Origin of the sequence: Bacillus sp. FSL R7-0685, assembly GCF_038002425.1 — a bacterium.
Taxonomy (GTDB): Bacteria; Bacillota; Bacilli; order Bacillales; family Bacillaceae; genus Bacillus; species Bacillus subtilis.
This window is the reverse complement of sequence record NZ_JBBOCN010000001.1, coordinates 1,081,987-1,094,462: the sequence shown is the minus strand read 5'-3', so window position 1 is coordinate 1,094,462 and position 12,476 is coordinate 1,081,987. Positions and strand designations below refer to the sequence as shown.

At 45.1% G+C, this 12,476-nt stretch carries 14 protein-coding genes and 1 pseudogene; 9 read left to right on the top strand and 6 right to left on the bottom strand.

The window, feature by feature from the left end; genetic code table 11:
• Positions 1-35: 35 nt before the first annotated feature.
• The 3 genes from MKY50_RS05730 to MKY50_RS05720 form a co-directional block, all read right to left on the bottom strand.
• Complete coding sequence (locus MKY50_RS05730; protein WP_341116294.1) at positions 36-1,538, bottom strand: monooxygenase; 1,503 nt, start codon at positions 1,536-1,538, stop codon at positions 36-38.
• Between the two features lie 179 nt (positions 1,539-1,717).
• Positions 1,718-2,224, bottom strand: a complete 507-nt coding sequence (gene lepB / locus MKY50_RS05725) for a signal peptidase I (protein ID WP_003233128.1) — start codon at positions 2,222-2,224, stop codon at positions 1,718-1,720.
• Position 2,225: 1 nt separating this feature from the next.
• On the bottom strand, positions 2,226-2,849 hold the full coding sequence (locus MKY50_RS05720; RefSeq protein WP_010886465.1) for a TVP38/TMEM64 family protein: 624 nt from the start codon (positions 2,847-2,849) through the stop codon (positions 2,226-2,228).
• Positions 2,850-3,000: 151 nt separating this feature from the next.
• On the opposite strand from MKY50_RS05720, the gene MKY50_RS05715 reads away from it, so the two are divergent.
• From MKY50_RS05715 to MKY50_RS05705, 3 genes are all read left to right on the top strand, one after another.
• Entirely contained in the window at positions 3,001-3,363 is a 363-nt protein-coding gene (locus MKY50_RS05715) for a hypothetical protein (RefSeq protein ID WP_024571727.1), read from the top strand.
• Between the two features lie 207 nt (positions 3,364-3,570).
• Positions 3,571-3,771 (top strand): DUF3311 domain-containing protein, encoded by a 201-nt coding sequence (locus tag MKY50_RS05710; protein WP_024571728.1) that lies wholly within the window; start codon positions 3,571-3,573, stop codon positions 3,769-3,771.
• Positions 3,768-5,237 (top strand): sodium:solute symporter family protein, encoded by a 1,470-nt coding sequence (locus MKY50_RS05705; protein WP_341116293.1) that lies wholly within the window; start codon positions 3,768-3,770, stop codon positions 5,235-5,237. The genes MKY50_RS05710 and MKY50_RS05705 overlap by 4 nt, the downstream gene beginning before the upstream one ends.
• A gap of 42 nt (positions 5,238-5,279) precedes the next feature.
• Here MKY50_RS05705 and MKY50_RS05700 read toward each other — a convergent pair whose 3' ends face one another.
• Positions 5,280-5,549, bottom strand: coding sequence for an excalibur calcium-binding domain-containing protein (locus MKY50_RS05700; protein WP_072173850.1), 270 nt, complete (start codon positions 5,547-5,549; stop codon positions 5,280-5,282).
• Between the two features lie 216 nt (positions 5,550-5,765).
• On the opposite strand from MKY50_RS05700, the gene MKY50_RS05695 reads away from it, so the two are divergent.
• Entirely contained in the window at positions 5,766-6,665 is a 900-nt protein-coding gene (locus MKY50_RS05695) for an SDR family oxidoreductase (RefSeq protein ID WP_041851019.1), read from the top strand.
• A 46-nt stretch (positions 6,666-6,711) separates the two neighbouring features.
• Here the strand turns inward: MKY50_RS05695 and comK are convergent, their stop codons facing one another.
• Positions 6,712-7,290, bottom strand: coding sequence for a competence transcription factor ComK (gene comK, locus MKY50_RS05690; RefSeq protein ID WP_003245329.1), 579 nt, complete (start codon positions 7,288-7,290; stop codon positions 6,712-6,714).
• A 292-nt stretch (positions 7,291-7,582) separates the two neighbouring features.
• Here comK and MKY50_RS05685 point away from each other — a divergent pair, with 292 nt between their 5' ends.
• Positions 7,583-7,816, top strand: a complete 234-nt coding sequence (locus MKY50_RS05685) for an IDEAL domain-containing protein (RefSeq protein ID WP_003233142.1) — start codon at positions 7,583-7,585, stop codon at positions 7,814-7,816.
• A gap of 27 nt (positions 7,817-7,843) precedes the next feature.
• On the opposite strand, the gene MKY50_RS05680 is transcribed toward MKY50_RS05685, so the two are convergent.
• On the bottom strand, positions 7,844-8,701 hold the full coding sequence (locus MKY50_RS05680; protein WP_003245662.1) for an SDR family oxidoreductase: 858 nt from the start codon (positions 8,699-8,701) through the stop codon (positions 7,844-7,846).
• A 111-nt stretch (positions 8,702-8,812) separates the two neighbouring features.
• Between MKY50_RS05680 and MKY50_RS05675 the strand changes: the two genes are divergently transcribed.
• The 4 genes and pseudogenes from MKY50_RS05675 to MKY50_RS05665 all read left to right on the top strand — a co-directional run bounded on the left by MKY50_RS05675 (position 8,813) and on the right by MKY50_RS05665 (position 12,474).
• Positions 8,813-10,342, top strand: a complete 1,530-nt coding sequence (locus MKY50_RS05675; RefSeq protein ID WP_341116292.1) for an FAD-dependent oxidoreductase — start codon at positions 8,813-8,815, stop codon at positions 10,340-10,342.
• A 54-nt stretch (positions 10,343-10,396) separates the two neighbouring features.
• Positions 10,397-11,023, top strand: a pseudogene (locus MKY50_RS21725) (protoglobin domain-containing protein); the annotation flags it as partial.
• Positions 11,024-11,263: 240 nt separating this feature from the next.
• Complete coding sequence (locus tag MKY50_RS21720) at positions 11,264-11,779, top strand: methyl-accepting chemotaxis protein (protein WP_326255844.1); 516 nt, start codon at positions 11,264-11,266, stop codon at positions 11,777-11,779.
• 134 nt (positions 11,780-11,913) lie between these two features.
• The gene (locus MKY50_RS05665; RefSeq protein WP_003233151.1) at positions 11,914-12,474 is read left to right on the top strand and encodes a biotin transporter BioY; all 561 of its coding nucleotides are present in this window, start codon (positions 11,914-11,916) and stop codon (positions 12,472-12,474) included.
• Positions 12,475-12,476 lie beyond the last annotated feature (2 nt).

Below are 12,476 nucleotides of genomic sequence, written 5' to 3'. Positions count from 1 at the left end.
TACCGTTTTGTTACAGATGAAACAATCGAATTGAATTATACTCGGCTGGTGACGGAAAACCAGCGGCTGATCCCTTTTTGAATCACCTCGGCACAATCGGGCGCTGCTGATGCATCCACCGCCCAGGCTACATGTCCATCGGGACGAATCAATATGGTATGCACATCCCGCAACTTTTCATTCGGTTCTGCAAGCGAGGCGGTTACCGAACGTAAGCCATTCACTTCGATATGATCATCAGCTTCCTGCCTCAATGACAGCAAAACGAATGTCCCGTTTTGGAGAAAACTGTACAGCCATTCCGAACTGCCGTCGGAAAGAATCAGCTCCATGTCAGGGAGCCTTGCCCCGTTCAAACGATTCGGCGGCATGGTACGATCAGCTTCATATCTGACATCGAGTGCAGAAATTTGCCCTGCTACATATCGATTCACATCAGGGAAGGCCAGCAGCTCCGACATCATGCTTCGCAAATGGAGACCTGCTTGAGTGAAATCGATCAGCTTTGTCTGCGCCTCCGTGTTTCTGAGGAGCCCTTCCGCTGCCGGATGCCGCTCGTCATGGTAGCTGTCCAAAAGCCACGAAGGCGCAGAGCCTTTGATGGCCGCCGCCAGTTTCCACCCGAGGTTCATTGCATCCTGAAGGCCGACATTCAGTCCTTGCCCGCCCGCTGGAAAATGAATATGCGCGGCATCACCCGCAAGAAAGATTCTGCCGTCCCGATACCGTTTCGCTTGGCGCGCGGCATTCCCGAACCGCGACATCCACGAAGGGTCGGTTAAACCAAAGTCAGTTCCGCAAATTCGCAGGAGATCAGCTCTCAGCTCTTCCTCAGTCACAGGCACATCTTTCGGCATTTGTGTGCGATAAGGACTGATCACAACGACACGGTATCGGTCTGAAGATAACGGAACAATCATAACACCGCCCTCTTTTGTGCAAAGGGACAGCACGCCTGACGGCGGCGGAGAAAGGAGCGCCACATCCCCAAGCGCAGCGGTGACAGTGCTGTCTGTTCCCGGAAACTCAATTTTTGCCTGTTTCCGGACGGTACTCCCGGCGCCATCTGCCCCAACGGCAAACTTGCTTGTGATCGTCCGTACACTGCCATCCCGATCCTTAAAAATCGTTTGGACCGCTTCCCCGTTTTGCGTAACCGCCAGCGCCTCTGCACCCCGAAACACCTCTGTTCCCAGGCTTCGTGCATGATCTTCAAGCAGCTTTTCTGTTTTTGACTGCGGGAGCAAAAGCGTGTAAGGACAGCTCGTATCCAAGCCTGAAAAATCCAGACGGGTATCCAGCATTGAAAAATGTCCGGAAGGTATCTTGCTTCCCTTGGATACAAACCGCTCTAAAATCCCTCTCATCTCAAGGAGCTCCAGCGTTCGGGGATGCAGCGTCAACGCCTTGGAATGCGGAACAGGTTTTTCAAGCCGTTCAATCACACATGTTCCCACTCCGGCCATCGCAAGCTCAGAAGCCAGCATAAATCCAACCGGTCCTCCTCCTATAATCACTGCTTCGTATTTCATCATCATTCACCACTCCTTTTGTTTCATGAAAAACGAACAAAAACCAATAAAAACGGCCCTCCAATCAAAAAATATATAAATTTTGTTACTCAGGTAACAATATTGATTATAGCTCCTTACAAATTTTTCTTCAACACATTTTTCCAAACGGCATACAAAAAGACGCCTCTTCCATTAGCGTCTTTTTATTCGGCATCAGAAATCACACCGACAATATTTTTTTCTCTTATCGGACCAAAATGCCGGCTATCGAAGCTGTATATGCGATTATCTCCAACGACAAAATATTTTCCTTTCGGCACCTTGCTTGTTCCCGTCACATCTTTCAAAGAAAAATCACCCGTTACATGGCTGCCGGCAGAAACAGATTTCAAATGCTTCAAAAATGGCTCAGCAACCTGCTTTCCGTTCACATACAGCTGATCATCTTTATATTTGATCGTTTCACCGGGCAAGCCGATTACCCGTTTAATCAGCACTTTATGATCAGGGCCTTTAAAAAGGACGATGTCAAAACGATGGATGGTTTTAAATCGATGCGAAAATTTATTGACCAACAATTCGTTTCCTTCCTGGAAGGTCGGGTTCATACTGACGCCTTCTACCTTGTAATCAATAAAGACAGCATTTTTAACCTGAATGGCGAGAACAACGGACACTACACCGGCAAGAAACCAAAACCGTTTTTTCATGTTACTGTCTCCCTCCATCATGCTCACGCTGACTGGCTCTTACATGCAGATACCGCTCCACCTTTTTGCCGACATACCATAAGACAGTGATCACCAATACGGCGATGACCGTTCGAATCGGCTGTGTAATCAGCGCGTGCAGATCATATCCGATGAAGCTGATCATAAAAATCATGACAAGCTTCCCCGAGGCTGCCGCCAAAATAAACGGCCGCGTTCCGATTCTTGACAAACCGGCAACAACATTCACCGCGGCTGACGGTGTAAATGGAAAACAAAGCAGAAGAAACATGGGACCGAAGCCATGTCTTTCCACCCATAACATCAGCTTTCTGACAGACGGATGACTGCGGATAAATCCAAGCAATTTTCTCTGTCCGTATTGACGGACAATCAAAAATACGAGAATGGAACCAGCAGTTGATCCCGCCCAGGACAGGATGAATCCTTCCCACAAGCCAAACGAGTTCGTATTCGCCACCACAAACACGATCAGCGGCAAAAACGGGAGAAATGCTTCAATTAAAGGCAGCAGCACAGCAATGAGCGGACCGAAAGCCCTATAGCTTTGAAATAATTCAGTTAAATGTTCTTGTGTCAAATAGGATAAAAAATGCTCCAACATTTATACTCCTTACCGGGTTTGTCTATCCTTATTCTACACATTATCAGCAGAAAACTAAAAAGTTTTGGTGATTTTTTCTGTCTTGAAACATTTCACCAGCCGATATAGAATACAAATAGAACAAACGTTCCCTTAGAAAGAAGGAGTCAACATGCCAAATCTGCAGGAGGAAATATACGATTTAATTGAACGGGCTCTCTTTTTGCCCATGGCCATTACGATTTTTAACCGTGATCTCGCCGGAATTGAAGAAAGCACATTAAAATTGAAGCATCCTTATAAACAGCTTATCAGCGAATCATTAAAAATAGCACAAAAGGATTTGATGGAGGTCAGAAAAGAACTGAGGAAAAGAAAAATTGCAATCCGCGAGACGGAACGCGATGAGGCCTTTACACTCTATACATTTGTCATCGACGGTTATGAAGAAAACCACCGCTATTTTAATCCGCGAATCCGTGAGCAGGTCAGCGAATTATTAACATACTATCTATTTGCCCCAAACAGACTCTGAGCCTTTTGAATCATACTGCCCGTTCCCTCTTCGGGCGATTCAGAGCATTAATTTCAGACAATTCACACTATACAAACAAAATAAATTTATTTATAATTCGAACCACAGCCTTTCACCCTAAAAAGTGACATGTTCTGCCATATCTGCGACATCATTTTCATTACGCTTGGGCTTGTACACCCCAATCCTAAATAGAAGGAGGATTCTATGAAACTGATTCACGTTCTTGCCGCTTTGCCCTTTATCGGAATCTTACTCGGCATCCCTTTTGCAAATAAGGTGACCCCCTATGTGCTCGGCATGCCGTTTATTCTTGCCTATATTGTGATGTGGGCTCTTTTGACCTCTGCGCTGATGGCGATTGTGTATGTCCTCGACAAGGAAAATAAAAAGGAGGAAGCAGAATGAACACAGCTCTCATCATCATTTTCGGTGTCCTGCTCTTGAGTATTTTTCTCGGTATACGCGCCCAAAAAGGAAAAGACATGAACCTGGAGCAGTGGACGGTCGGAGGGCGCGGCTTCGGAACTGTTTTCGTCTTCCTTTTGATGGCAGGCGAAATTTATACTACTTTTACGTTTCTCGGCGGCAGCGGCTGGGCCTACGGAAAAGGCGGTCCAGCCTTTTATATCATCGCCTACGGATGTCTGGCCTACATCCTTTCTTACTGGCTTCTTCCAGCAGTTTGGACGTACGCGAAACAGCATAAACTGATGTCGCAGTCTGATTTTTTCACAAAAAAATACAACAGTCCGCTGCTTGGCATTCTCGTTTCACTGGTCGGCATCGCCGCACTCATTCCCTATCTTGTACTGCAGCTGAAAGGCCTCGGGCTGATTGTATCGGAAACCTCGTACGGCAAAATCACCCCGACCGCCGCCATCTGGATCGGCGCCGTTTCCATCACGGTTTATGTTATGGTTTCAGGCATTCACGGGTCTGCCTGGATATCGGTTGTGAAGGACATCATGATTCTGGTAGTCGTTCTGTTTTTAGGTGTGTATTTGCCAATTCATTACTACGGCGGATTTCAAGACATGTTTCAGCAGATTGAAACGGCAAAGCCTGGCTTTCTTACGCTCCCCGAATCGGGACAAAGTGTGGCCTGGTTCAGTTCAACCGTACTCTTGACAGCGCTCGGGTTTTACATGTGGCCTCACACGTTTTCCGCTTCGTATTCAGCCGAAAACCCAAAAGTGTTTCGTAAAAACGCCATCATCATGCCTTTGTACCAGCTGGTCCTGCTCTTCGTCCTTTTCGTTGGCTTTGCGGCTATCCTGCAAGTTCCAGATCTGAATGGCGCAGACGGGGATTTGTCGCTTTTGAGACTGTCTCTGCAAGCATTTGACCCTTGGTTTGTCGGAATTATCGGTGCTGCCGGACTGCTGACAGCACTTGTGCCAGGGTCTATGATCTTAATGTCCGCCTCCACGCTGTTTGCAAAAAATGTGTACAAGGTAATCGCGCCCCGCACGACAGAACAACAGGTATCGGCTCTTGCTAAGTTTTTAGTGCCGGTGATTGCGCTGATTTCGGTGTATTTTACCTTCAAAGGCGGGAATACCATCGTTACGCTGCTTTTGATGGGCTACAGCCTTGTCACACAGCTATTCCCCGCCCTTTTGTTCAGCCTGTTCAAGCATAATATGGTAACAAAGCAAGGAGCCTTCGCCGGCATTATTGCAGGTGTCGGAGCAGTTACTTATATTACAATGACGGAAACGACGATCGGCACTTTATTTCCGGCTCTGCCGCAAGCCGCAAAAGACTTGAATGTAGGAATCGTCGCCCTGCTTTTGAATATCACGGTCATGATGGCAGTCAGCCTTATGACAAGGAAGGCGAAAAGTGCTGCGGCCGATCAGGCGGCCTAAGCATAAAAAAAGCAATCTGGACACCAGATTGCTTTTTCTTATTTACCGTTCACAGGCGATAAGATCTTTATCGCGGTCTTTGTTTTTATTGGCATCATAAAGGTCCTTAGAGACGTAAGGCTTGTACTTTGTTTTTCCGCCTTTGTTTTTCGCCTTCGAAGTGCGGGCCACTCCGCCTTTGTATACTTTGTTTAACTCCTTGCAGTTCTTATAGACCTTCACCTTTGTTTTGGCTTCCGCCACATGATCAGCTCCGTATGAAAAACCGAAAACGAGACCGAGTGACAGCAAAACCGCCGCCGCTTTTTTCATGACGATTCACTCCCCCAACACCCAATATTTAGTTGATTTATAGCTCGAATTTATCATAATTCATATAGTCTTATTTGACAAGATAAATATGGAAGAAGGCTTTGTTTTTTCTTGTTTTCTTTTTCCTTCACTATTCAAACTGCCAAAACATGTTTTTCTGCTTATGCTCAGGGGTACACATACGAATGTACACCAAACAGAAAAGGAGCGTTGCTGATGTCTGATTCAAATCTTACGAATCCTATAAAAGCATTTTTTCATGATGAATTTCCCGAACAATATCAAGAACCGCCAGGCCTGCAAAAGAACATGAAGCCTGTCCCTGATTGCGGAGAAAAAAGCTACAAAGGATCAGGTAAACTAACGGGTCGAAAAGCGCTTGTCACGGGCGGCGATTCCGGTATCGGCCGCGCTGCCGCAATTGCTTACGCCAGAGAAGGTGCCGATGTGGCCATTAACTACTTGCCCGAGGAACAGCCAGATGCTGAAGAGGTAAAAGAACTAATTGAAGCAGAAGGCCGAAAAGCAGTGCTGATCCCCGGAGATTTGAGCGACGAATCCTTTTGCCAAGATCTAGTCAAACAGTCGCATCACAAACTCGGCGGACTTGATGTGCTAGCGCTCGTTGCAGGTAAACAGCAAGCGGTCGAAAACATCGAAGATCTGCCTACTGAACAAATCTATAAAACATTTGAAGTGAACGTCTTTTCCCTTTACTGGGTTGTAAAAGCGGCGCTTCCGTATTTGCCGGAGGGAGCTTCAATTATCACAACTACCTCAGTTGAAGGCTATAATCCAAGCCCGATGCTGTTAGATTACGCAGCAACGAAAAACGCCATTATCGGCTTTACCGTCGGACTGGGAAAACAGCTTGCTTCCAAAGGCATCAGAGTAAATTCAGTTGCGCCCGGACCAATTTGGACACCGCTGCAAATTTCCGGCGGACAGCCGACGGAAAACATCCCGAAATTCGGACAAGGCACGCCGCCAGCTCCATTAAATCGCGCTGGGCAGCCAGTGGAATTGGCCGATGTTTATGTATTTCTAGCTTCAGAGAATTCAAGCTATGTGACATCTCAGGTATATGGCATCACCGGAGGAATTCCGACGGCATAGCTTTATGAAAGGAGCTGCCCTGTTCGGTCAGCTCCTTCCTATTTTTCTAATACCGTTCCCCGAGCTCACGCAAAATAAAATCATAAATCATCTTCGTCCGCTCTTCTTTCGGGTACAGCATAAATTCCTGTCTTTTCGGCACGCGGTGGTCGATTCTGTCTTGGAATTTGGTTCTGAGCCACGCTGTTCGGTATACCTGGTTCTCGAACGAATTATAAGAGATCGGCAGCTCCATCGTTTTCCCATTGGAAAACGTCACTTCCGTATCGTCGAATTCAGTCGCTTTGAATTCTTTTACATGCACATGGGAAATCCAGCCGCATTGGGGTCTTGTCGAAGAAAGTGTAGGGAATAAAAAGATTTGGTTCGAAGGGTCCACCATGATCGGCGGCTTGTGTGAAATTTTTGTCACTTCATAAGTTCCTGCTTTTCTTCCCGCATAGCTTGATCCAAAAAATCGGCAGCTTCTGTCGACAATTTGCAGCGGCTTCATGTTGACATAAAACACGCAATCTTTTTCAATAATTTTGGAACAGATTTTGCCGTCTATTTCTTCTGGCAGCACGGCAATTGTTGCGCCGTTCACTTCATACGATTCTAAAGGTGCGTCTGTTTTCTGACTCATATTATGGCCTCCATCCTTTTTCTGCAAAATTTATACTAATAATCTATCATCTGTTTTTGTAAAACGACAGGTTTTTTTAACATTTAAGATAAAATCATCTTTTAATGATATTTAATGGTACTAAATGACTAGTAATAAACCGATTTTACTTTCATAAGACTTGCCGGTTTACGGCATTTTGCAGGATATGTCGATAGATTGCCAAGTATTAGTTGTCTAAAAATTATAAAAATTTATTGATTTTTTCGACCGTTATCCATATACTATAAAAAAGGCATTGGGGGGATTCTTTATGAAAGAGAAAAAATCGTACACTGAGCTCATGAAGTCCCGCAACACGCAAAAAACAAAAGAATTCGATGTCACAATGACGGATATTTACATTCAAATGGTGCTCGATGAATCCTTGTATAACCGTCGGCTTGCCATGCTGACGGACCAAATTAACAAAGCCTTGGACGAAAAAGATAAAGATGCGTTTCTTACGCTCTCTAAAGAATATGCAGCGCTCAAGCAGAGCGAATAAGCCAATCCTTCAAGGATTGGCTTTTTATTATCCGTTCACAATGGTTCCGCCATTGACGTGAATCGTCTGCCCTGTGACGTATGTGGAATCGTCGCTGGCAAGGTATAGATAGCTTGGCGCCACTTCGACCGGCTGCCCCGGGCGTTCCATCGGCACGTCTGAACCAAACACTTCCACGTCTTTTGCGGCAAAGCTGGCCGGGATAAGCGGTGTCCAAATGGGACCCGGTGCCACTGCATTGACCCGTATGCCCTGCTGAACAAGCGACTGGGAAAGGGACCTTGTAAACGTAACGATCGCGCCTTTTGTCGCTGAATAATCGATCAGCGTTTTATTGCCTTTATAGGCGGTAATTGAAGCGGTATTAATAATAGAGCTCCCTTTTTTTAAATGAGGCAGCACTGCCTTTGTTAAGTAAAACATGGAAAAAATGTTTGTTTGGAAGGTTCTGATCAGCTGGTGGCTGGTGATTTTTTCAATGCTGGGCTGGACATGCTGCTCAGCTGCATTGTTAACCAATATATCAATGGATGGAAACACTTGGCTTGCCTGCCCGACCACATCATTGCAAAACGCTTCATCCCCGACATCTCCTGCAATCAGCAGGCATTTTACCCCTTCCTTTTCTACATACTGCTTTGTTTCCTCGGCGTCCTGATGTTCATTCAAATACACAATGACCACATTAGCCCCTTCTTTTGCGAATAACACCGAGACAGCGCGTCCAATCCCGCTGTCTCCTCCAGTAATAATAGCGGTTTTGCCCTCTAATTTTTTCGCTTTCTTCGGCTTATCAAAAACCGGACGCGGGTCCATCAGATATTCAAAACCAGGCTGCTGGTTCTGGTGCTGAGGCGGTAATGTTTTCTTTTTTTGATTCGCCAATGAAATCACTCCTTTTCAACCTTATTATGTTATGAACAATGCCTGCTTCCTATGTATGAAAAGATAGAATATGGAAAAATTAAGAATAAATCTGATTGGAGGTATAACGGCTTGGCTAATCAACATTTTGCAAAGGAAGCACCTGAAACATACTGGAAAACATCAACTGACCTGCCTTCTTTTCCTGCGCTTCAAGAGGACACTGAATGTGACGTCACCATTATCGGAGGCGGGATTACGGGAATCACAACGGCATATGAACTTACGAAGAGAGGCTTCCGTGTCGTTTTGATTGAAGCAAATCAGGTTCTTAACGGAACCACTGCGCATACAACTGCTAAAGTTACCGCACAGCATGACATGATATACGACGAATTTATCCGCCATTTCGGATTAAACCATGCGAGGCTTTATTATGAAGCAAACCAAAACGCAATTGATTACATAAAAGGCATTGTGGATGAACATCAAATTGATTGTGAATGGATCGAGCAAGACGCATATCTTTATACGGCAAATGAAAACGCTGTTCAAAAAATCCGCACCGAGCATGAGGCATACACAAAGCTCGGAATTGAAAGAGACCTTATCAAGGATCTTCCAATTCCCTTAGGTTCTAAGCTGGCGCTTGTCATGAAGAATCAAGCTCAATTTCATCCGCTTCAATACTTAAAAGCGCTTCTGGAGCAAATTGTTCAAAAAGGCGGCCGAATTTATGAAGAGACCGTTGCGCTTGATATCAAAAAAGGCGAAAGGCCCGAAGTGGTAACAAAAAGCCGGCACGCCATTAAGAGCCGCTTTATCATATGCTGTTCCCACTTCCCTTTTTATGACGGAGGCGGATTATATGCTGCGAGAATGTACTCCGACAGATCTTATGTCCTTGCCATCAAGCCGAAGATCGAGTATCCCGAGGGCATGTATTTGAGTATCGATCAGCCGTCAGTGGCGCTCCGCTATACGGTTGTAAACGGTGAAAAGCTGATTCTCTTCAGCGGAGTAAGCCATAAAACAGGCCAGGGAAAAGCCATGTCTACATATTATGAAACACTGAGACAACTGGCCGAAAGCACAATCGGCATCGAAAGCATTCCATATTATTGGTCCACACAAGATCTAGTGACGATCGACAAAATCCCGTTTATCGGGCCGATGTCGGAAAATGAGGACAATATTCTAGTAGCGACCGGGTTCAAAAAATGGGGCATGACGTCCTCAGCAGTCGCAGCCACTCTATTGTCAGACCTTGTGGAGAAAAAAGACAATCCATACGAAAGCATTTTCACGCCGTCCCGTTTCCATCTGAATCCCGGGTTGCAGAAAGTGATTTCCTACAATGCCGATGTCGCCAAACATTTGATTAAAGGAAAGCTTGAAAAGCCTGATGTCCAATTTGAAGACATTTCGCCAGGAGAAGGGAAAGCCGTCACCATAAACGGCAGGCGAGCGGGAGCATTTCGTGATGAGACAGGCTGCCTCCATCTCGTTGATACGACTTGTACCCATTTAGGCTGCGAGGTCGAGTGGAACGACAGTGAGCATACGTGGGATTGTCCGTGCCACGGATCACGCTTTAAGCCATCTGGCGAAGTTGTAGAGGGTCCGGCCATTAAACCATTAAAACAAATAGATCTCGATTAAACCGTTCATTTTAATGAACGGTTTTTCAAATATTTTTCATCTGCAGCTTCATTCATGTTTCCCTTGGCCGATAAAAAAGAAAAAGGCTTAAAAAGCCAAAAAGTAAAAATTATATTTTTCCCAAGGGGGATCATTGTATTGTTATTTAAAAAAGACAGAAAACAAGAAACAGCTTACTTTTCAGATTCAAACGGACAGCAAAAAAACCGCATTCAGCTCACAAACAAACATGCAGATGTCAAAAAACAGCTCAAAATGGTCAGGTTGGGAGATGCTGAGCTTTACGTGTTAGAGCAGCTTCAGCCACTCATTCAAGAAAATATCGTAAATATCGTTGATGCGTTTTATAAAAACCTTGACCATGAAAGCTCATTGATGGATATCATTAATGATCACAGCTCAGTTGACCGCTTAAAACAAACGTTAAAACGGCATATTCAGGAAATGTTTGCAGGCGTTATCGATGATGAATTTATTGAAAAGCGTAACCGAATCGCCTCCATCCATTTAAGAATCGGCCTTTTGCCAAAATGGTATATGGGTGCGTTTCAAGAGCTTCTTTTGTCAATTATTGACATTTATGAAGCGTCAATTACAAATCAGCAAGAACTGCTAAAAGCCATTAAAGCAACAACAAAAATCTTGAACTTAGAACAGCAGCTTGTCCTTGAAGCGTTTCAAAGCGAGTACAACCAGACCCGTGATGAACAAGAAGAAAAGAAAAACCTTCTTCATCAGAAAATTCAAGAAACCTCTGGATCGATTGCCAATCTGTTTTCAGAAACAAGCAGATCAGTTCAAGAGCTTGTGGACAAATCTGAAGGCATTTCTCAAGCATCCAAAGCCGGCACTGTAACATCCAGCACTGTTGAAGAAAAGTCGATCGGCGGAAAAAAAGAGCTAGAAGTCCAGCAAAAACAGATGAACAAAATTGACACAAGCCTTGTCCAAATCGAAAAAGAAATGGTCAAGCTGGATGAAATCGCGCAGCAAATTGAAAAAATCTTCGGCATCGTCACAGGCATAGCTGAACAAACAAACCTTCTCTCGCTCAATGCATCTATTGAATCCGCCCGCGCCGGAGAACACGGCAAAGGCTTTGCTGTCGTGGCAAATGAAGTGCGGAAGCTTTCTGAGGACACGAAAAAAACCGTCTCTACTGTTTCTGAGCTTGTGAACAATACGAATACACAAATCAACATTGTATCCAAGCATATCAAAGACGTGAATGAGCTAGTCAGCGAAAGTAAAGAAAAAATGACGCAAATTAACCGCTTATTCGATGAAATCGTCCACAGCATGAAAATCAGCAAAGAGCAATCAGGCAAAATCGACGTCGATCTGCAAGCCTTTCTTGGAGGGCTTCAGGAAGTAAGCCGCGCCGTTTCCCATGTGGCCGCTTCCGTTGATTCGCTTGTCATCCTGACAGAAGAATAACCATCAAAAACCGGTCTGCCATACGGCCGGTTTTTTTGCGTTCATTATGTAAACTTAAATTAAAAATAAGTTGACATAATAATTGCCTGCATTTATTGTATAACCATATTTGATTACTGTTTGGAGGATTTCACATGCTGAAATTAATCGACATGATGCATATTGCGATTTTCACCGCACTGATGGCAGTGCTCGGCTTTATGCCCCCTCTCTTCTTATCCTTTACACCTGTTCCGATTACATTGCAAACGCTTGGTGTCATGTTGGCAGGCAGCATCCTCAGGCCAAAGTCTGCTTTCTTAAGCCAGCTTGTCTTTTTGCTGCTCGTCGCCTTCGGAGCGCCGCTGTTGCCCGGCGGACGCGGCGGTTTTGGTGTGTTTTTCGGACCGAGCGCAGGCTTTTTGATTGCTTATCCCCTCGCTTCATGGCTGATCAGTTTAGCCGCTAACAGGCTGCGGAAGGTGACAGTATTGCGTCTCTTTTTCACTCATATCGTATTCGGCATCATCTTTATTTATCTGCTCGGTATACCGGTACAAGCTTTTATCATGCATATTGATTTGTCACAGGCCGCCTTCATGAGCCTTGCATATGTGCCTGGTGATTTGATAAAAGCGGCTGTATCTGCATTTCTGGCGATAAAAATCACTCAAGCCTTGTCTCTTTCTGATACGATGTTTACAAAAGGAGGATGACA

Coding starts and splice junctions, on each gene's coding strand:
- MKY50_RS05730 (WP_341116294.1), bottom strand. CDS start 1,538: ATGATGATGAAATACGAAGCAGTGATTATAGGAGGAGGACCGGTTGGA.
- lepB (WP_003233128.1), bottom strand. CDS start 2,224: ATGAAAAAACGGTTTTGGTTTCTTGCCGGTGTAGTGTCCGTTGTTCTC.
- MKY50_RS05720 (WP_010886465.1), bottom strand. CDS start 2,849: ATGTTGGAGCATTTTTTATCCTATTTGACACAAGAACATTTAACTGAA.
- MKY50_RS05715 (WP_024571727.1), top strand. CDS start 3,001: ATGCCAAATCTGCAGGAGGAAATATACGATTTAATTGAACGGGCTCTC.
- MKY50_RS05710 (WP_024571728.1), top strand. CDS start 3,571: ATGAAACTGATTCACGTTCTTGCCGCTTTGCCCTTTATCGGAATCTTA.
- MKY50_RS05705 (WP_341116293.1), top strand. CDS start 3,768: ATGAACACAGCTCTCATCATCATTTTCGGTGTCCTGCTCTTGAGTATT.
- MKY50_RS05700 (WP_072173850.1), bottom strand. CDS start 5,549: ATGAAAAAAGCGGCGGCGGTTTTGCTGTCACTCGGTCTCGTTTTCGGT.
- MKY50_RS05695 (WP_041851019.1), top strand. CDS start 5,766: ATGTCTGATTCAAATCTTACGAATCCTATAAAAGCATTTTTTCATGAT.
- comK (WP_003245329.1), bottom strand. CDS start 7,290: ATGAGTCAGAAAACAGACGCACCTTTAGAATCGTATGAAGTGAACGGC.
- MKY50_RS05685 (WP_003233142.1), top strand. CDS start 7,583: ATGAAAGAGAAAAAATCGTACACTGAGCTCATGAAGTCCCGCAACACG.
- MKY50_RS21720 (WP_326255844.1), top strand. CDS start 11,264: ATGAACAAAATTGACACAAGCCTTGTCCAAATCGAAAAAGAAATGGTC.
- MKY50_RS05665 (WP_003233151.1), top strand. CDS start 11,914: ATGCTGAAATTAATCGACATGATGCATATTGCGATTTTCACCGCACTG.